Origin of the sequence: Mesorhizobium sp. M1050, from assembly GCF_040318715.1 — a bacterium.
Taxonomy (GTDB): domain Bacteria; phylum Pseudomonadota; class Alphaproteobacteria; order Rhizobiales; family Rhizobiaceae; genus Mesorhizobium.
Genome location: NZ_JAMYMV010000008.1, coordinates 33,585 through 52,997 on the forward strand (window position 1 = coordinate 33,585; position 19,413 = coordinate 52,997).

At 64.1% G+C, this 19,413-nt stretch carries 17 protein-coding genes and 1 riboswitch; of the genes, 12 read left to right on the forward strand and 5 right to left on the reverse strand.

Features of this window, described 5'->3' with window-relative positions; all coding sequences use genetic code 11:
• Nucleotide 1: 1 nt before the first annotated feature.
• The 5 genes from cobG to NKH57_RS07070 form a co-directional block, all read right to left on the reverse strand.
• Nucleotides 2–1,486: a precorrin-3B synthase gene (gene cobG, locus NKH57_RS07050; protein ID WP_502905873.1), complete on the reverse strand. Its 1,485-nt coding sequence runs from the start codon at nucleotides 1,484–1,486 to the stop codon at nucleotides 2–4.
• Entirely contained in the window at nucleotides 1,483–5,121 is a 3,639-nt protein-coding gene (cobN, locus tag NKH57_RS07055) for a cobaltochelatase subunit CobN (RefSeq protein WP_352942938.1), read from the reverse strand. Before cobN ends, cobG begins: the two co-directional genes overlap by 4 nt.
• Before the next feature lie 18 nt (nucleotides 5,122–5,139).
• Complete coding sequence (gene cobW, locus NKH57_RS07060) at nucleotides 5,140–6,177, reverse strand: cobalamin biosynthesis protein CobW (RefSeq protein ID WP_352942939.1); 1,038 nt, start codon at nucleotides 6,175–6,177, stop codon at nucleotides 5,140–5,142.
• Complete coding sequence (locus NKH57_RS07065) at nucleotides 6,174–6,608, reverse strand: DUF1636 family protein (protein ID WP_352942942.1); 435 nt, start codon at nucleotides 6,606–6,608, stop codon at nucleotides 6,174–6,176. The genes cobW and NKH57_RS07065 overlap by 4 nt, the downstream gene beginning before the upstream one ends.
• 39 nt (nucleotides 6,609–6,647) lie before the next feature.
• Nucleotides 6,648–6,852, reverse strand: a riboswitch (cobalamin riboswitch).
• Between the two features lie 28 nt (nucleotides 6,853–6,880).
• A complete protein-coding gene (locus NKH57_RS07070; RefSeq protein ID WP_352942945.1) occupies nucleotides 6,881–8,080 on the reverse strand; it encodes a winged helix-turn-helix domain-containing protein in 1,200 nt (399 codons plus the stop codon).
• Nucleotides 8,081–8,398: 318 nt separating this feature from the next.
• Between NKH57_RS07070 and NKH57_RS07075 the strand changes: the two genes are divergently transcribed.
• The 12 genes from NKH57_RS07075 (at nucleotide 8,399) to nuoK (ending at nucleotide 19,404) form a co-directional block, all read left to right on the forward strand.
• The gene (locus NKH57_RS07075) at nucleotides 8,399–8,764 is read left to right on the forward strand and encodes an NADH-quinone oxidoreductase subunit A (RefSeq protein ID WP_010910112.1); all 366 of its coding nucleotides are present in this window, start codon (nucleotides 8,399–8,401) and stop codon (nucleotides 8,762–8,764) included.
• The gene (locus NKH57_RS07080) at nucleotides 8,755–9,336 is read left to right on the forward strand and encodes a NuoB/complex I 20 kDa subunit family protein (RefSeq protein ID WP_023757133.1); all 582 of its coding nucleotides are present in this window, start codon (nucleotides 8,755–8,757) and stop codon (nucleotides 9,334–9,336) included. The genes NKH57_RS07075 and NKH57_RS07080 overlap by 10 nt, the downstream gene beginning before the upstream one ends.
• 4 nt (nucleotides 9,337–9,340) lie before the next feature.
• On the forward strand, nucleotides 9,341–9,943 hold the full coding sequence (locus tag NKH57_RS07085; protein WP_352942949.1) for an NADH-quinone oxidoreductase subunit C: 603 nt from the start codon (nucleotides 9,341–9,343) through the stop codon (nucleotides 9,941–9,943).
• Nucleotides 9,944–11,134, forward strand: coding sequence for an NADH-quinone oxidoreductase subunit D (locus NKH57_RS07090; RefSeq protein ID WP_352942951.1), 1,191 nt, complete (start codon nucleotides 9,944–9,946; stop codon nucleotides 11,132–11,134).
• Nucleotides 11,135–12,433 carry an NADH-quinone oxidoreductase subunit E gene (locus NKH57_RS07095; RefSeq protein WP_352942954.1) on the forward strand — a complete coding sequence of 433 codons (1,299 nt, stop codon included), beginning with the start codon at nucleotides 11,135–11,137 and terminating at the stop codon, nucleotides 12,431–12,433. It begins immediately after the preceding gene.
• Between the two features lie 10 nt (nucleotides 12,434–12,443).
• Nucleotides 12,444–13,748 (forward strand): NADH-quinone oxidoreductase subunit NuoF, encoded by a 1,305-nt coding sequence (gene nuoF / locus NKH57_RS07100; protein WP_352942957.1) that lies wholly within the window; start codon nucleotides 12,444–12,446, stop codon nucleotides 13,746–13,748.
• Nucleotides 13,749–13,851: 103 nt separating this feature from the next.
• On the forward strand, nucleotides 13,852–14,547 hold the full coding sequence (locus NKH57_RS07105) for a helix-hairpin-helix domain-containing protein (protein ID WP_352727719.1): 696 nt from the start codon (nucleotides 13,852–13,854) through the stop codon (nucleotides 14,545–14,547).
• Between the two features lie 73 nt (nucleotides 14,548–14,620).
• Nucleotides 14,621–16,702: an NADH-quinone oxidoreductase subunit NuoG gene (gene nuoG / locus NKH57_RS07110; RefSeq protein WP_352602913.1), complete on the forward strand. Its 2,082-nt coding sequence runs from the start codon at nucleotides 14,621–14,623 to the stop codon at nucleotides 16,700–16,702.
• 2 nt (nucleotides 16,703–16,704) lie between these two features.
• Nucleotides 16,705–17,748: an NADH-quinone oxidoreductase subunit NuoH gene (gene nuoH, locus NKH57_RS07115; RefSeq protein WP_023757141.1), complete on the forward strand. Its 1,044-nt coding sequence runs from the start codon at nucleotides 16,705–16,707 to the stop codon at nucleotides 17,746–17,748.
• The gene (gene nuoI / locus NKH57_RS07120; protein ID WP_352727722.1) at nucleotides 17,748–18,239 is read left to right on the forward strand and encodes an NADH-quinone oxidoreductase subunit NuoI; all 492 of its coding nucleotides are present in this window, start codon (nucleotides 17,748–17,750) and stop codon (nucleotides 18,237–18,239) included. Before nuoH ends, nuoI begins: the two co-directional genes overlap by 1 nt.
• A 234-nt stretch (nucleotides 18,240–18,473) precedes the next feature.
• A complete protein-coding gene (locus tag NKH57_RS07125; RefSeq protein ID WP_352727724.1) occupies nucleotides 18,474–19,094 on the forward strand; it encodes an NADH-quinone oxidoreductase subunit J in 621 nt (206 codons plus the stop codon).
• 1 nt (nucleotide 19,095) lies between these two features.
• On the forward strand, nucleotides 19,096–19,404 hold the full coding sequence (gene nuoK, locus NKH57_RS07130) for an NADH-quinone oxidoreductase subunit NuoK (protein WP_019858930.1): 309 nt from the start codon (nucleotides 19,096–19,098) through the stop codon (nucleotides 19,402–19,404).
• The last annotated feature ends 9 nt before the right edge of the window (nucleotides 19,405–19,413 follow it).

Genomic DNA, 19,413 nt, shown 5'->3' on the forward strand with positions numbered 1-19,413 from the left:
CTCATTCCTGTTGGTAAGTTCGGGCCTGTCGGTAAGCCTCGGCGATAGCGGCCGGCCCGAGCCTTGTCAGGCAAGCAGCGGCGGTCTCGCCTTGATATCGTGCGCTGCGGATCATTGCCGCGACGCGGCTGATGCCGCGCGCGGCGTCATAGCCCGGCCTGTAGCCGGCAGGAAGAGCCTTTGCCGTCGCGTTCACGACAAGTCCGGCTCCGTTTTCGCCGCCGACCAGAGTGAGGGCTGCCTTGCCTGGGTGGGCGCAGCCCTTGGCGCAGCCTGAAATGTGCAGTGTGAAGTCGAGAACGTCGGCGTTTTCGGCGGCGATCGTCTCGGCAATATCACGCGTGGCGATCCGGCCGGAACCGCAGGCCGGCGTGCCGGGGCAAGCGGCGATGCGCGTGCGCGGATCGGTGGCGGCGGTGACGAAGCCGAGGCTGGCGGCGGCGTCTTGGAGGGGCTGGCTGGCGGCTGCTGGTTGGCCGAGGAGAAGCAAGGCGCGGCCGGGGGCGAGGCGGATTTCGGTTGTGCCGAGGGTGAGGGCGTTTTGGGCAAGGGTGATGATCTTGTCGGCTGGCATGCTGCCATAGGGGAGGCCGGTGCCGAGGGCGATGGCGTGGCTTATGTTGAAGAAGCCAATTGGCCGGCGAGAGTGCTCTACGGCGCCCCCCTCTGTCCTGCCGGACATCTCCCCCTCAGGGGGGGAGATTGCGCTCCCATCTTTGCTTTCGCCAATCACCAATGTTGAGCTGCGGGCGCGGACAGCGAAGCTGCCAATCTCCCCCCTTGAGGGGGAGATGTCCGACAGGACAGAGGGGGGTGTGAAGGAATGCCAACCTGCGAGAGAAGCCAACTGCCTCTCCGACAAATCCCTCGCGCGGACCAAACGGCCTTTCTCGGCGACCATCCTGAGCACGGCAACAGCAATATCGCGCGCTGCATCGTCTTCCACCGTGACCAGCGGTCTCGCGTTCTGCCCATCGCCCGCGACAGACACCCGCCATCGAACTCCCGCATCGGTGCGCATTGCAGCAAGCCGCACATCGGCCGTCACCGAATCCAGCCCCAGCTGCCCGCCGCCGTCCACGACGACCGACACCTTCGGGCCGAGCCGTTGCGTTAGCCCAGTCTCTTCGACCGCTGCCCTGATCCGTTCCGCCAAAGGCCGGGGATCGACGATCTCCTGAGGATCGATGCCGGCAAGCGGCCCGGTCTCGACCGGCACACCGGTGCGCACCGCGATGCCCAGCGCATCGACCTCCGCCGCCAGCACGGTCGCGCTTTCCGCCGTCAGGCCGCGTATCTGCAGGCTGCCGCGCGCGGTGACTTCCATGATGCCATTGCCAAGCCGCAATGCGGATTCGGCCAGTCCGATCAAAAACTTCGGCGACAATTCTCCCGCGACCGGGTTGAGCCGCACCAGCAGGCCGTCGCCGGTCTGCATCGGCGCTGACAGGGCGGGGCAGGCGCCACGACGTGAGAAGTCGTTCATGCCGCCACCCCAAGCGCTTCCGCCTCGGCAATCAGGGCCGTGAGATCGTCGTCGATGGAATTGCGCAAGGGATGCCATAGGCCACGCCGGCGCGCCGACAGCAAGCGCTCGGCGATGATTTTTGCGGCGGCGGGGTTCTCGCGCAGGATGAAGGCGCGGACGGCTGGATTGCCGACATACGCATCGTGAACGGCCTCGATCAGCGTTCCCGATATGGCATGAGTGGTTTCGGCGAAGCCGACCAGCCGGTCGACCGTTTCGGCGAATTCGGAAGCGCCGCGCGGGCCATGGCGCATCTGGCCCGATATGAAGCGCGGATTGACGGCGCGGGCGCGCACGACGCGGGCCACCGCCTCGCCAACCGAGCGCGGCTTCGGCTTTTGCGGGTCCGTGGTGTCGAGCACGATGACGTCGGCATTTCTGCCGAGGGCCGCCAGGGCTGCCGAAAAACCACCGATGAAGGCGACGTCGGCGGAGCCTTCGAGGATGTCGCGGCCGGGGTCGTCGCCGGTGTGGACGAGAAGATCAGCCTCGGCGATGCGACCCTCGAAGGCGCCGGGCGCCGAGACGCCTTCGCCCACCGCACCGCCATAGGCGTGCGAGGTGGCGTCGAGATAGGCGCGGCCGACCTCTTCGCGCACTTCCCAATCGCCGGAGGACAAAAGATCCTCGACGCCGGCGCCATAGGTGCCGGGCGAGGTGCCGAAAATGCGTGGGCTGACCTTGCCATCGGCGCGGGTCCTCGCCGCGAGCGGGTTTTCCGAATCCTCCTCGTCACGCGCGGCAACGGCGTTGGCGGCGGCATCGATCAGTGCGATCTGGGTCGGGAACATGTCGCGAAACAGGCCTGATATGCGCCAGGTGACGTCGACACGTGGGCGGCCAAGCGTGGCCAGCGGCAGCACTTCGATGCCGGTGATACGGCCGGTCGCAGGGTCCCATTGCGGCCGGCAGCCCATCAGCGCCAGCCCTTGCGCGATCTCCTCGCCGCCGGTGCGCAGCGAAGCGGAGCCCCAGAGATCGATGACCAGCGAGCGCGGCCAGTCGCCATGCGATTGCATGTAGCCGCGCACGACCTCTTCCGCCGCTGCCTTGCCCAGGTCATAGGCGGTCGGCGTCGGCATGGTGCGCGGATCCGACGTGAACAGATTGCGGCCGGTGGGCAGCACGTCCGAGCGCCCCCGCCCGGGCGCGCCTGCCGGACCGGCCTTGACGTGGCGGCCATCGAGTGCGGCAAGCAGCGCCATCTTCTCCGAATCAGCGCTTTGGCGGCGCATCGCATCGAGCTCGTCATCGGGAGCGCGGCCGTAGATATGCAGCCCGTCCTTGATGGCGAAATCCTTGAGGTCGCAGAGCCAGGCGTCAATGCGGCGCAACGCTTCATCGGGCGCGTCGGTCGTGGCGACGCCGGCTTCGGAGGCGACGCCGGTCTTCTGCGCCGTCTCGACGATCAGCTTGGCAAGGCGGTCACGGCGGCGGCGGTCGAGCCCGTCGGCCTGGGCGTATTCGTCGACCAACCGTTCCAGCTTGTGCTGGTTCTCGTCCAGGCCGGCGCCGGTCAGCGGCGGCGGCAGGTGGCCAAGGGTGACGGCGGCGATGCGCCGCTTGGCCTGTGCCGCTTCGCCGGGGTTGGAGACGATGAAGGGATAGATGACGGGCAGGGGACCGGTGACGATCTCGGGAAAGCAGTTTTCCGAAAGCGCGACCGTCTTGCCGGGCAGCCATTCCAGCGTGCCATGCGCGCCGACATGGACCAGCGCGTGGATGCCCAGCGACTTGCGCAGCCACAAGCCGAAGGCGATCAGCGCATGGCGCGGCGGCAGTGTCGGGTCGTGATAGTCGGCGCGGCGGTCGGCCGAGCGGCCGCGGTCGGGGGCGAGGGCCACAGTGACGTTGCCGAAGGTGGCGGCACGGAAGGGGAATTTGGCGAGGGTAGGTGCGTGAGTACCCCCCTCTGTCCTGCCGGACATCTCCCCCGCAAGGGGGGAGATTGGCAGTGCCGCCGCCTGCGCCTCTTCTGCAACGCTTGAGATTAGCGAAAGCGCAGATGACAGCTCAATCTCCCCCCTTGCGGGGGAGATGTCCGGCAGGACAGAGGGGGGTGCCTCGCGCAAACCTAACTCGTCCTCTGCCTTCCCCCAAGCAGCCTCTACAGCAACCATTGCCGCCTTCGGCAATTCGGTCGAAGAGGCGAGATAGTCGTCAAGCTTCAGCCCGTGGCTGGACGTTTCCAGGCTCTCCAGCAACGCACGCGGCGTCTCCGGAATCCCCTCAACTCCATAGCCCTGTTCGCTCAAGTCATGCAGCATCGCCAACACGCTGGACGGCACGTCGAGGCCGACGGCGTAGCCGGTGCGGCCGGGGGCGCTCGGATAATCCGGGATCAGGATGGCGAGCTTGCGCCCGGCGCGGGGCGTCTGCTGCAGGCGGATGAAGGCCGCGACGCGGTCAGCCACCTGCGCGACGCGATCGGGTTCCGGTCGGTTGGCGAAGGCGCGGTGGCCAAGCGCGGGATCGGTCTCGCTCTCGCCCTTGAAGGAGATCGCGCCGGCGAGGATGCGGCCGTCGAGTTCGGGCAGCACGACATGCATGGCGAGGTCGGCGGGCGCCAGGCCGCGCTGGTTGTTTTCCCAGATATCGCGGCGGGTGGTGGCGACGATGACCTGGAAGACGGGCACGCCGGCGCGGTCGAACAGAGTTTCGACGCCGGGCTCGGCGCCGGAAGCGAAAGCGGTCGCGGTGATGATGGCGGCGGGTTTCAGGAAGGCCAGTGACGTTTCCACGAACGCCAGGGATGCTGGGTCCTTGAGGCTGGAGACGAAGATGGGGACGGGGTTGATGCCGCGCTGCCGCAGCGCCTCAAACAGGGCGTCGATGGGCGCGACATCGGCGGCCAGCAGCATCGAGCGGTAGAACAGGATGGGCACGACGCTTCCCTCCCCCTCGAGGGGAGGGTGGCCCGAAGGGCCGGGTGGGGTCGGTACGACCGGACTCGACGTCTCTTTGAGTCGGCGCGTCTCAGAGAGGACCCCACCCCCGGCCTGCGGCCGGACCCTCCCCTCGAGGGGGAGGGGGACGACGCTGCGTTCGGGGTCGTAGTAACCGGCTTTCGGCACTGCGACCGGCTCTGCTACGTCCGCATCGGACCCCGCTAACCTTGCCAACCTTCGCACCAGCGCGCTCATATTCGCCAGGCCGCCCTCGCGGAAATAGTCGAGCAAGCCGTCGAGTTCTTCGCGCGGCAGCGTCGAGGCTTCGATCAGCCTTAGGTCCTCGTCGCGGCATTCGCCAGGCAGCAGCGCCAGTTTTATACCGCGCGCCCGCGCCGTCGAGGCAAGCTGGTCGCAGCCGTAGCGCCACCAGTCGTAACCGCCGAGGATGCGGACGAGGATGATTTTGGCGTGACGGGCGACGCTGTCGACCCAGAGGTCGACGGACATGGGATGGCGCAAGTCGCGCAGTGCCGCCAGCCGCATCGAGGGCAGGCGGTCGGCGTCGGCCTTCCACGCTGCCGCCAGTCCGGCGAGGTCGCTGTCGGTGAAGGACAGGGCCACGATATCCGCCGGCGTCTGCCGCAGATCGACCGGCTCGGCGAGGTCGTCGAGCGAGGCGGATGTCGTGGTTAGGATGTGCATCGCAACCTGTGTCCGAAATCAGCCGGCGAGTATACGCTCGATAGCCGGGCGGTTCAGCCCCTTGAGGCCGATGACGACAAGGCGCGAGCGGCGGTCGTCCTGCGCCGTCCAGGCGCGGTCATAGTAGTGGTTGACGCGCGGCCCGACGGCCTGCAGCAGCAGCCGCATCGGCTTGCCGCCGACCTCGACGAAGCCTTTCACACGCAGCACGTTCTCTTCCTCGGCAGCCGTGGCGACGCGTTTCGCCAATTCGTCCGGATTGGCGATCGAGGCAATGTCGACGATGAACGTATCGAAGTCGTCATGCTCATGGTCGAAGGCGCCGTCGTGATGGGACTTGCGGTTCTCGATATCGTCCTCGACCGCGAGTCCGAGGCCGAGCAGCACGGAGGGATCCACCTTGCCATGCGACGTCGGCACGATCTTCACCGCGCGGGCGGAGTGTTCGTTGATGATGGCGTTGGCGCGGGCGGTGCCGGTGGCGTCCATCAGGTCGCTTTTCGACAGGATGATCAGGTCGGCGCAAGCGATCTGGTCCTCGAACACTTCCTCGACCGGGTCGTCGTGGTCGAGCGTCTCGTCCTGGGCGCGCTGCACCTGGAGTGCCTCCATGTCGTTGGCGACGCGTCCCTCGGCCAATGCCGGCCCGTCGACCACGGCGATGACGCCATCAACGGTCACGCGGCTTTTCACGCTCGGCCACTGGAAAGCCTGGACCAGCGGCTTGGGCAAAGCGAGGCCGGAAGTCTCGATCAGGATGTGGTCGACCTTCGGAGTCAGCGCGAGGATCTGGTCGAGCGCCGGCACGAAATCGTCGGCGACGGTGCAGCAGATGCAGCCATTGGCCAGTTCGACGATGTTTTCCTCGGGGCAGGTGTCGATGCCGCAGCCCTTCAGGATCTCGCCGTCGATGCCGATGTCGCCGAACTCGTTGACGATGATGGCAATACGCTTGCCGCCGGCGTTTTCCAGGAGATGGCGGACCAGCGTCGTCTTGCCGGCGCCGAGAAAGCCGGTGACGACGGTGCAGGGGACGCGGGAGACGGAAGCAGTCATTTCAAGTCCTTCAACAGGTCGAGGGGAGGGATGCGGGCAACAAGGCCGCGCTTCAGGCTATCGGGGCGGCCGCGCCACGGGATCAAACCGTCGGCCGAGGTGGCGAAGAGCTTCGCGCCGGTGACGAGATCGCTGCCACTGGTTGCCGTCAGGTCGCCGAAGACATAACTCCAGCACCCGTCGCGCAGGATGGCGGCGCTGAGCCGCCGCTTGCAATTGCCGAGACATTCGACGCTGCTGATGCGAATGTTGTCGCCCGACGCGGCGCGTCGCGTGTCGTCCGCCAGCAGTTCGCCGGCGCGGGGATGGGCGTCGGAGCCGGTTTCATCGCGGCAGGAGGCGCAGACGATCACGGTGACGCCAGCCAAGGCATCATCATGGCCGGACGAAACATCCGCTGTGCCAGCCGAAAAACTGCTGTCGTGGTCCAAAGATCGTGCTCCTTGCCCGGAAACCCGCCGGACGATCGGATTCTGTAGTCGCAGACGGCAGGTCTCCTGGCTCGCGGGTCATTGCCTTGGGTAGCCGCCTTCCCGGGATCACCCCAGTGGCTTTCGGCCTTGGCTCTTCGCTTACAGTTGCGGGGACAGCCGCGGATTTGGGATTTCGTCCCTCACCGCATTCCCTCTTAGCTCCTCTCGTTGAAGAGAAGAGACCGTCTGTACCGGATTTAGGCTTTTGCAGGCGGCAGTGTCAACGCGGCTTACGACACGGCGATGTCGGCCAGCGCCGGACCCAAGTCACCGGCGGGCGTCACTTCCATGCGCTCAAGGCCAAGCCAGCCCTGCATCTGTTTCAATTCCTCGAAGAGCTGAGCAGCGGTTTCAGGCGGCGCACCGGACTCGGCATAGGTGGCATGGACGCGCAGGGCACTGGCCGGCCGGTCGGCCTTGAGGTCGACGCGCGCGACGATCCTGTCGCCGAGCAGGAACGGCAGGACATAATAGCCGTATTGCCGCTTGTCGGCCGGCGTGTAGATTTCGATGCGGTAGTGGAAATCGAACAGCCGCTCGGTGCGCGAGCGTTCGAAGACCACCGGGTCAAACGGCGCCAGCAGGGCGCGTGCCTCGACCTTGCGCGGCAGACGGGCATCCTTGTGAAGATAAGCTGGCTTGTCCCAGCCTTCGACGCGCACCGGCAGCAATTCGCCTGTTTCAACCAGTTCCTCCAGCCGGCCTTTCATGTCGGCCGGCGACAGGCGGAAATAGTCGCGCAAATCGCCTGATGTCGCGATGCCGTGGGCTCGGGCGGAAATGCGCAGCAATTCGCGGTGCGCGTCCTCGGCGGCCGGAACCGGAAGATCGAGGATCGCCTGCGGCAGCACACGCTCGGGCAGGTCATAGAAGCGTTCGAAACCGCGACGGTGCGCCGTAGTGATGCGTCCGGCCCAGAACAGCCATTCGAAGGCATGCTTGGCATGGCTCCAGCCCCACCAGCCACCCGAGCCCTTCTGGCCCTCGAGCGCGGAGGCGGCGGTCGGGCCGCGCTCGACGACCTGGCGGTAGATCTCTTCGACATAGGCGGCGTGCTCGCGGCCCCATTTGGCAAGGCCCAGATACATTTCGTCGCCGCGCTCGGCCCGTTGCATGCGCCAGCGCATCAGCGGGTATGTCTTGACCGGCAGGAAAGAGGCCTCATGCGCCCAATATTCGAAGACCGTGCGCTTGCGCGTCATGGCCGCATTGTCGAGCAAGGCGAGAGGGTAAGGGCCAAGGCGCGAATAGAGCGGCATATAATGAGCGCGCACCACCGCGCTGACGGAATCGATCTGCAGCAGACCGGTTCGAGCCAGCACGCGGGCAAAATGGCGGCGGTCTGGCGTAGCTGTTGGGCGGGGATCGAGAAAACCTTGGGCGGCAAGCGCGATGCGCCGGGCCATGGGGAGCGAGATCTTTTCCTTCATGCAGGCGTCACTCTGAGGGCGATGATCGGTGATTCCGGACAATGCTAGCAGGGTTTTGGCAGCAACCATGTCAGGAGAGAAAAGTGGAGTAAAAAGCGAAGGAAATCAAACAGGAGCGGATCGGACCAGTTTGCCGCGATAAGCCGTCCAGGTCAGTGTTTTGAACAAGGTTTGACTTGCTTCGCTGGAAGTGCTGCGCTAACCCTCGCCGCGTTGCAGCATAGGCCCTTAAAACGGTTCAGCGGTTAAACTGTCACGCTTCCGCATTAGGGTCCGGTGCTGTAATCAACGTGGATTGGCGCCAACGGAAAGCCGAGCATGAACGCACTATTGAGCTCATACCTGCCCATCGTCCTGTTCATCGGCGTGGCGCTGGTTGTCGGCCTGGCGCTGCTGGCCGCACCCTTCCTGGTGGCTTACCGCAACCCCGATCCCGAAAAGCTTTCCGCCTACGAGTGCGGTTTCAACTCGTTCGACGACGCCCGCATGAAGTTCGACATCCGATTCTACCTGGTGTCGATCCTGTTCATCATCTTCGACCTGGAAGTGGCCTTCCTGTTTCCGTGGGCGGTGTCGTTCTCGAAGATCGGAATGCTCGGCTTCTGGTCGATGATGGTGTTTCTGGCGGTGCTGACCATCGGCTTTGCCTATGAATGGAAAAAAGGAGCGCTGGAATGGGATTGAACGACAGTTCAGGCACCCTCGTCGCGCCGAAGCCTAAAGGTATCCTCGATCCCAATACCGGCCGGCCGGTAGGGGGAGACGATCCCTTCTTCCTCGAGATCAACAACGAACTGGCCGACAAGGGCTTTCTCGTCACCTCGACAGAGGCGCTGATTACCTGGGCGCGCAGCGGTTCGCTGATGTTCATGACCTTCGGTCTTGCCTGCTGCGCGGTCGAGATGATCCACACCTCGATGCCGCGTTATGACTCGGAGAGGTTCGGCGTCGCGCCGCGCGCGTCTCCGCGCCAGTCCGACATCATGATCGTCGCCGGCACGCTGACCAACAAGATGGCGCCGGCGCTGCGCAAGGTCTACGACCAGATGCCGGAACCGCGCTACGTCATCTCGATGGGCTCCTGCGCCAATGGCGGCGGCTACTACCACTATTCCTATTCGGTGGTGCGTGGCTGCGACCGCATCGTGCCGGTCGACATCTATGTGCCCGGCTGCCCGCCGAGCGCCGAAGCGCTGCTTTACGGCATTCTTCTCTTGCAGAAGAAGATCCGCCGCACCGGCACGATCGAACGGTAAATCCATGACCGCATCCCTGAGCGAACTGTCGACCTATCTCGGCGAGAAGCTGATCGACCGCGTGAATGACGCTGATATCGCCTATGGTGAGCTTACCATTGGCGTCGAGCCGCGCGATCTGGTCGAGGTCATGACCTTCCTGCGCGACGATGCGCGCTGCCAGTTCATCTCGATCATCGACGTCTGCGGCGCCGACTATCCGTCACGCGCCAAGCGCTTCGACGTCGTCTACCATCTTCTGTCGCCGAAGCAGAATGTGCGCATCCGCGTCAAGGTGCAGGCCGACGAGGAAACCATGGTGCCGTCGATCACCGGCGTCTTTCCGGGTGCCGACTGGTTCGAGCGCGAGACCTACGATCTCTACGGCGTGCTGTTCTCGGGCCATCCCGATCTGCGCCGCCTGCTGACTGATTACGGTTTCGAAGGCCACCCGCTGCGCAAGGATTTCCCGCTGACCGGCTTCGTCGAGGTGCGCTACGACGACGAAGCCAAGCGCGTCATCTACGAGCCTGTGGAATTGAAGCAGGAATTCCGCAATTTCGATTTTTTGTCCCCGTGGGAAGGTACTGATTACGTCCTGCCGGGTGACGAGAAGGCAAAGCAGTAAATGGCTGAAACCTCCGTCCGCAATTTTAACATCAACTTTGGGCCTCAACACCCTGCGGCGCATGGTGTTTTGAGGTTGGTCCTTGAACTCGACGGCGAAGTCGTCGATCGCGTCGATCCGCATATCGGGCTCTTGCATCGCGGCACGGAAAAGCTGATCGAGGCCAAGACCTATCTGCAGGCGATCCCCTATCTGGACCGGCTCGACTATTGCGCGCCGATGAACCAGGAGCACGCCTTCGCGCTGGCTGCCGAGCGTCTGCTCGGCATCGAGGTGCCGAAGCGCGGCCAGCTGATCCGCGTGCTCTACTGCGAAATCGGCCGCATCATGTCGCACATCCTCAATGTGACGACGCAGGCGATGGACGTCGGTGCGCTGACGCCGCCGCTGTGGGGCTTCGTCGAGCGCGAAAAGCTGATGGTGTTCTATGAGCGCGCCTCCGGTTCGCGCATGCATGCCGCCTATTTCCGTCCGGGTGGTGTCCATCAGGACCTGCCGCAGAAGCTGGTCGAGGATATCGGCAAATGGATCGATCCGTTCCTCAAGTCGATCGACGACCTTGATCAACTGCTGACCGGCAATCGCATCTTCAAACAGCGCAATGTCGATATCGGCATCGTAACGCTGGCCGATGCCTGGGCCTGGGGTTTTTCCGGAGTCATGGTGCGCGGCTCGGGCGCTCCTTGGGATCTGCGCAAGTCGCAACCCTATGAATGCTATTCGGAAATGGATTTCGACATTCCGATCGGCAAGAACGGCGACTGCTTCGACCGTTACCTCGTGCGCATGGAAGAAATGCGCCAGTCTGCAAAAATCATGCGCCAGTGCGTCGATCTCTTGCTGGGCAAGGAAAGCACCGGTCCAGTGTCGAACCTCGACGGCAAGGTGGTGCCGCCCAAGCGTCAGGCGATGAAGCGCTCGATGGAAGCGCTGATCCACCACTTCAAGCTCTACACCGAGGGTTATCGCGTGCCGGCCGGCGAGGTCTATGCGGCGGTCGAGGCGCCGAAGGGTGAATTCGGCGTCTATCTGATCTCCGATGGCTCCAACAAGCCCTACCGCTGCAAGCTGCGCGCGCCCGGCTTCGCGCATCTGCAGGCCATGGATTTCCTCTGTCGCGGCCACATGCTGGCCGACGTCACCGCCGTTCTCGGCTCCCTCGACATCGTGTTTGGTGAGGTCGATCGCTAAATGTCAGTCCGCCGTCTCGCAGAAGCCAGCGTCCAGCCAGCATCCTTCGCCTTCAACCGCGCGAATGCGGCCGCGGCGAAGCAATGGATCAAGAAGTACCCGAAGGGCCGCGAACCGTCGGCCATCATCCCGCTTCTGATGCTGGCGCAGGAGCAGGAAGGCTGGGTGACGAAGGCGGCGATCGAGACGATCTCCGACATGCTCGGCATGCCCCGTATCCGTGGCCTCGAGGTGGCGACCTTCTACACCCAATATCAGTTGAACCCGGTCGGCACGCGCGCGCATATCCAGGTCTGCGGCACCACGCCCTGCATGTTGCGCGGCTCGGAAGCGCTGATGGATGTCTGCCGGTCAAAGATCCATCACGACCAGTTCCACACCAACGACAAGGGCACCTTGTCGTGGGAAGAGGTCGAATGCCTCGGCGCCTGCGTCAACGCGCCGATGGTCATGGTGTTCAAGGATACTTTCGAAGACCTCACCCCCGAACGGCTGGCCGAGATCATCGACCTCTATGATGCGGGCAAGGGCGCCTCGGTAACGCCGGGGCCGCAGAACGGCCGCACGGGCTCGGAGCCGGCCTCCGGCCTCACCAGCCTGAAGAGCGAAAAGGCGATTCTCAAGTCGACCCGCGATAGGGAAGCCAGGGAGGCGGCCAAGGCCGCCAAGGCGGCGCCTGATGCGATCATCGCCACGGTCGCGCCAGTAGCAGCTGACGCTCCGGTTGCGCCGTCGAAGGCCAGCAAGCCGAAAACCGATGCGCCGGAAACCAGCCCGGCGCTGAAATCGCCTTCGCCGGTCAAAGTGGCGCCGGCCGTTGAAAAGGCGGCGAGCGTTTCGGCACCGTTGCATTCGGCCGCCAATGCCAACAAGGCGGACCCCGAGGTCGAGCAGGTTTCCAAGCAGCGCAGCGGCCCGAAGAACAAAGCCGAGCCGGCGACCGCCTTCAAAGCACCGGAAGTCAAAGTGCCGGCGGCGAAAGCCGCCAAGCCTTCCAAGCCTTCCAAGCCGTCGCTGGAGGACAAGAACCGTCCAGCCGGCATCGACAGGCCGGCACTGGTCGACGACCTCAAGCTGATCTCGGGCGTCGGGCCGAAGATCGAAGGCATCCTGCATTCCCTTGGCATCTTCACTTTCGCGCAGATCGCATCGTGGAAGAAGGCCGAGCGTGAGTGGGTGGACGGCTATCTCTCGTTCCAGGGCCGCATCGAGCGTGACGACTGGGTCAAGCAGGCCAAGGCGCTAGCCAAGGGTGGCGTCGCCGAATACATCCGCGTCTTCGGCAAGAAGCCGGTCTGAGGGACGAAAAATGCTTCAGGACAAAGATCGCATCTTCACCAACATCTACGGCCTGTTCGACAAGTCGCTGGCCGGCGCGCAGGCGCGCGGCGCCTGGGACAACACACCCGGCATCGTCGCCAAGGGACGCGACTGGATCGTCAACGAGATGAAGGCGTCGGGCCTGCGCGGCCGCGGCGGCGCAGGCTTTCCGACGGGCCTCAAATGGTCGTTCATGCCCAAGCAGAGCGACGGCCGGCCGAGCTACCTCGTCATCAATGCCGACGAGTCCGAGCCGGGCACCTGCAAGGACCGCGACATCCTGCGCAATGACCCGCACACGCTGGTCGAGGGGGCGCTGCTTGCCGGTTTCGCGATGGGTGCGATCGCCGCCTACATCTATGTACGCGGCGAGTTCGTCCGTGAGCGCGAGGCGCTGCAGCGGGCGATCGACGAGGCCTATGAGGCCAAGCTGATCGGCAAGAACAACACCTCCGGCTATGATTTCGAAATCTACATGCACCACGGCGCCGGCGCCTATATCTGCGGCGAGGAGACAGCACTCCTCGAAAGCCTCGAAGGCAAGAAGGGCCAGCCCAGGCTGAAGCCGCCATTTCCGGCCAATGTCGGCCTTTATGGTTGTCCGACCACGGTCAACAATGTCGAATCGATCGCCGTGGCGCCAACCATTCTGCGCCGCGGTGCTGCCTGGTTCTCGTCCATCGGCCGGCCCAACAATGTCGGCACCAAGCTGTTCTGCATCTCCGGCCACGTCAACAATCCGTGCACGGTCGAAGAGGCGATGTCGATCCCGTTCCGCGAGCTGATCGAGACGCATTGCGGCGGCATTCGCGGCGGCTGGGACAATCTCTTGGCGGTCATCCCCGGCGGTGCATCGGTGCCCCTGGTGCCGGCCGAGCAGATCATCGATACGCCGATGGATTTCGACGCATTGCGCGACCTCAAGTCCGGCCTCGGTACGGCGGCTGTCATCGTCATGGACAAGTCGACCGATATCGTGAAGGCGATCGCTCGGCTTTCCTACTTCTACAAGCACGAGAGCTGCGGCCAGTGCACGCCGTGCCGCGAAGGCACCGGCTGGATGTGGCGGGTGATGGAGCGGCTGGTGCGCGGCGAGGCGCAGAAGCGCGAAATCGACATGCTGCTCGACGTCACCAAGCAGGTCGAGGGTCACACGATCTGCGCGCTGGGCGATGCGGCGGCATGGCCGATCCAGGGCCTGATGCGGCATTTCCGCGGCGAGGTGGAGCGGCGCATCGACGAGTTTTCGCGCAGCGCGCACCGGGCCGAGCCGGTGATGGTGGCGGCGGAATAGAAGAATTTTTTTGGATGCGGGCGAGAGCCCGAAGGGAAATACGGGCAAGTGCCCGATCTGAGACAACCGGGGCGGGCGAACGAAGAAACGACCAGGAGAATCTATGGCGCCGTATTCGACACCCAATCCACTGATGCCCAATTTGGACCAGCTCGAGAAAATGAACCAGGACCTGACCAGGATGATGCCGAAGGAGATGGCCAGTGCCGTCAACCTTCTCGTACATCCCGTGGCGGGTGTGGCGGCGATGTCGGCGCTTGGCCTCGGGTTCGCCAATCACGCATTCGGCGTCTGGCTGGGCGCGCTTTCGGGGGCGGCTGAGGCCTCGCAACGGCTGCTGCAGCCGATCGTCGATGATTTCGAGGCGCGCGTCGCGCAGTTCGACGATCCGAGCCCGTCCTCCACCAGGGCGCGCGCGACAGCGAAAACCATGATTGCCGAGGCGCAGTCCTTTGCCCAGGAAGTCACGGACATTGCCGCGAAGGAACCGGCCGCTGCAGTGCCGGCGGCGAATGCCGTCCCGGCGGCCGGCGACGCCGCCGATGTGCTGATGCCAGAGGATTTCAGACAGCCCAAGGCGATAGAAAAGCCGGCAGAACCGGCGGACCTCAAGGCCATATCGGGTATCGGTCCCAAGCTGGAAAAGGTTCTCAACGGCCTGGGCATCTGGACCTATGCCCAGATCGCGGCATGGACGCCGCAAGAGGTTGCCTGGGTCGAGGACTATCTGTCGCTCGGCGGACGTATCGGCCGCGACGACTGGACGGCCCAAGCGGCGGCGCTCGCCGTCACGAAGTGAATGAAATGCCCGGTGTGGTTTCGACCATGCCCGGAAAAAGAGATTGCGGGAACTCCGCAGGGGTTTGAGGCGAATGGCAAAGCTCAAGGTCGACGGGAAAGAGATCACTGTACCCGACCACTACACGCTGCTGCAGGCGGCGGAAGACGCTGGCGCGGAAGTGCCGCGCTTCTGCTTCCATGAGCGGCTGTCGATCGCCGGCAATTGCCGGATGTGCCTGATCGAGGTGAAGGGCGGACCGCCCAAGCCGCAGGCTTCCTGTGCCATGGGCGTGCGCGACCTGCGCCCCGGCCCGAATGGCGAGGCGCCGGAAATCTTCACCAACACGCCGATGGTCAAGAAGGCCAGGGAAGGCGTGATGGAGTTCCTGCTGATCAACCATCCTCTGGATTGCCCGATCTGCGACCAAGGCGGCGAATGCGACCTGCAGGACCAGGCGATGGCCTTCGGCGTCGATTCCTCGCGCTATCATGAAAACAAGCGCGCGGTCGAAGACAAGTATATCGGGCCTCTGGTCAAGACGGTGATGAACCGCTGCATCCATTGCACGCGCTGCGTCCGCTTCACCACGGAAGTCGCCGGCATCTCCGAACTCGGCCTGATCGGCCGTGGCGAGGACGCCGAGATCACCACCTATCTCGAAAGCGCGATGACCTCGGAGCTGCAGGGCAATGTCATCGACCTGTGTCCGGTCGGCGCCCTTACCTCGAAACCCTTTGCGTTCCAGGCGCGGCCGTGGGAGCTAACCAAGACCGAATCCATCGACGTGATGGACGCGGTCGGCTCGGCGATCCGCGTCGACAGCCGGGGCCGCGAAGTGATGCGCATCCTGCCGCGCGTCAACGAAGCGGTGAACGAGGAGTGGATTTCCGACAAGACCCGCTTCATCTGGGACGGCCTGCGCACGCAGCGCCTCGACCGCCCCTATGTGCGCAAGGACGGCAAGCTGGTTCCGGCAAGCTGGGCCGAGGCGTTCGCCGCGATCAAGGACGAGGTGTCGAAGACCGCTCCCGAGAAAATCGGCGCCATTTCAGGCGATCTCGCCGCGGTCGAGGAAATCTACGCGCTGAAGCTGCTGATGGCCTCGCTCGGTTCAAGAAATATCGACTGCCGCCAGGACGGTGCCGCCCTCGATCCGGCGCTTGGCCGTGCGAGCTATATCTTCAACCCGACCATTGAAGGCATCGAGCAGGCCGATGCGGTGCTGATCATCGGCGCCAACCCGCGCTACGAAGCCTCGGTGCTCAACGCCCGCATCCGCAAGCGCTGGCGGATCGGCAATTTGCCGGTCGGTGTCGTCGGCGATGTCGGCGACACGCGCTATGACTACGAACAGCTGGGCGCCGGCCCGGATTCGCTGAAGGATCTGGCGGACGGCAACGGCAAGTTCTTCCAGGTGCTTAAGAAGGCGACACGTCCGCTTGTTATCGTCGGCCAGGGCGCGCTGGCGCGCGCCGATGGCGCGGCCGTGCTCGGCCAGGCGGCAAAACTAGCCGCCGCTGTGAACGCTGCTCGCGCGGACTGGAACGGCTTTGCCGTACTGCACAATGCGGCCGGACGTGTCGGCGGCCTCGATCTCGGCTTCGTGCCGGGCGAGGGCGGCAAGAATGTTGCCGGCATGCTGGGCGACATGGAGCTGCTGTTCCTGCTCGGCGCCGACGAGATCGACATGGCCAAGACCGGCGGCGCCTTCGTCGTCTATATCGGCACGCATGGCGACAAGGGCGCACACCGCGCCAATGTCATCCTGCCGGCTGCCGCCTATACCGAAAAGTCGGCCACCTATGTCAACACCGAGGGCCGCGTGCAGCAGACCAACCGTGCCGGCTTCGCGCCGGGCGAAGCGCGCGAGGACTGGGCGATCCTGCGGGCCCTGTCGGATGTACTGGGCAAGAAACTGTCGTTCGATTCGCTGCCGCAACTGCGCGCAAAACTGTACGGAGAATACCCGCACCTGGCCCGCATCGATCAGGTCGCGGCCGGCAATGCCGAGGACATCGCCAAAGTGGCCAAGCTCGGCGGGCGCCTGAACAAGGGCACCTTCACCTCGCCGGTCAAGGATTTCTACCTGACCAACCCGATCGCGCGGGCATCGGCCGTGATGGCGGAATGCTCGGCGCTGGCCAAGAGCGGCTTCAAGCAGGCGGCGGAATAAGCATGGACACTTTCTTCTCCTTCTACGTGTTGCCGGCGCTGCTGATCCTGTTGAAGTCGGTCGTGCTGATCGTTGTGCTTTTGATCTTCGTCGCCTACATCCTCTACGCCGATCGCAAGATCTGGGCGGCGGTGCAATTGCGCCGCGGCCCGAACGTCGTCGGCCCCTGGGGCACGCTGCAGGCATTCGCCGATCTGCTAAAGTTCGTCTTCAAGGAACCGGTGATCCCGTCCGGCGCCAACAAGGGCGTCTTCCTGCTGGCGCCGCTGGTCTCGGCCGTGCTGGCGATCTCGGCCTGGGCGGTCATCCCGGTCAGCCAGGGCTGGGCGATCGCCAACGTCAATGTCGGCATCCTCTATGTCTTCGCCATTTCCTCGCTCGAGGTCTATGGCGTGATCATGGGCGGCTGGGCGTCCAACTCGAAATATCCATTCCTCGGCGCGCTGCGTTCGGCCGCGCAGATGGTGTCCTACGAAGTCTCGATCGGCTTCGTCATCGTCACCGTGCTGCTCACTGCCGGCTCGCTCAACCTGTCCGAAATCGTGCTGTCGCAGCATGACGGGCTTGGTACGCGGCTTGGCCTGCCCAACACCTTCCTCGATTGGAACTGGTTGGCACTGTTCCCGATGTTCATCATCTTCTTCATCTCGGCACTGGCCGAGACGAACCGTCCGCCTTTCGACCTGGTGGAAGCCGAATCGGAACTGGTCGCCGGGCACATGGTCGAGTACTCGTCGACGCCGTTCCTGCTGTTCTTCCTCGGCGAGTATGTCGCCATCGTACTGATGTGCGCGCTGGCCACCATCCTGTTCCTCGGCGGCTGGCTGCCGCCCTTCGATTTCGCGCCGTTCACCTGGGTGCCGGGCGTCATCTGGTTCGTGCTGAAGGTCTGCTTCGTGTTCTTCGGCATTTCCATGGTGAAGGCCTTCGTGCCGCGCTATCGCTACGACCAGCTGATGCGGCTTGGCTGGAAGGTGTTCCTGCCTATCTCGCTGTTCATGGTGGTCGCCACCGCCGCCGTCCTCAAGATCACGGGGTTTGCGTGATGTCCACTCTTTCCCAAGCCGCAAAATCGCTGCTGCTGCAGGATTTCGTCAGCGCCTTCTTCCTGTCGATGCGCCAGTTCTTCGCGCCGAAGGAGACGATCAACTATCCGCACGAGAAGGGGCCCACCAGCCCGCGCTTCCGGGGCGAGCACGCGTTGCGCCGCTATCCCAATGGCGAGGAACGCTGCATTGCCTGCAAATTGTGCGAGGCCATCTGCCCGGCTCAGGCGATCACCATCGAGGCCGGGCCGCGCCGCAATGACGGCACGCGCCGCACGGTGCGTTACGACATCGACATGGTGAAGTGCATCTATTGCGGCTTCTGCCAGGAAGCCTGCCCGGTCGATGCCATCGTCGAGGGGCCGAATTTCGAATTCGCGACGGAGACGCGCGAGGAACTCTACTACGACAAGGACAGGCTGTTGGCGAATGGCGACCGTTGGGAGCGCGAACTGGCGCGCAACATCTCGCTGGACTCGCCGTACCGCTGATATTTGACGCATGGACGGGGCGAGAGGCCTCGGCCAGAGGATGATCCCGAAAAGTTGCAGCCTTTTCGGACCTGATCATCCTCAGGAATTCTGAGTGGCGCATGTTTCTTTCGATCGGGTCTTTCAACCCGATCGGAACATGGGCTAGGAACACGCAACTTGCCGACCGGAGGCGGTGGCAAAAATCGAAACAGGACGAGCGTCCTGTTCGGACAGGAACATGGGGGAACCCCAATGCTGAGTGGACTAGAGGCGGCCTTTTTCTACCTCTTCGCCTTTGTCGCGGTGGCGTCGGCGTTCATGGTCATTTCGTCGCGCAACCCCGTGCATTCGGTGCTGTTCCTGATCCTGACCTTCTTCAACGCCGCCGGCCTGTTCATGCTGACCGGGGCCGAGTTCCTGGCGATGATCCTGCTCGTCGTCTATGTCGGCGCGGTCATGGTGCTGTTCCTGTTCGTGGTCATGATGCTCGACGTCGATTTCGCCGAGATGAAGGAAGGTGCCCTGCAGTATGCGCCGATCGGCGCCATGGTCGGGCTGATCCTGGCGGCGGAGCTGATCGTCGTGCTAGGCGGCTATACATTCGCGCCGCAGCTCGCCTCTACGGTCTCGAAACCCATCCCGGATCTCGCGGCGCGGACAAATACGGCCGCACTCGGCGACATCCTCTATACCGACTACCTCTACTACTTCCAGATTTCGGGCCTCATCCTGCTGGTCGCCATGATCGGTGCCATCGTACTGACGCTGCGCCACAAACCGGGGATCAAGCGGCAGTCGATCGCGGCCCAGGTCGGCCGCACGCCGGCGACGGGCATGGAAATCCGCAAGGTCAAGACAGGCGAGGGACTCTGAGATGGTTGTCGGCATCGCGCATTACCTGACCGTATCGGCGATCCTGTTCACGCTCGGTGTGTTCGGCATCTTCCTGAACCGCAAGAACGTCATCGTCATCCTGATGTCGGTCGAGCTGATCCTGCTCGCGGTCAACATCAATTTCGTCGCCTTTTCGGCCGCACTTGGCGACCTGGTCGGCCAGGTGTTCGCGCTGTTCGTGCTGACGGTCGCGGCGGCCGAGGCCGCCATCGGACTTGCCATTCTCGTCGTCTTCTTCCGCAACCGCGGCTCGATCGCGGTCGAAGACGTGAACATGATGAAGGGTTGACGGAACCAC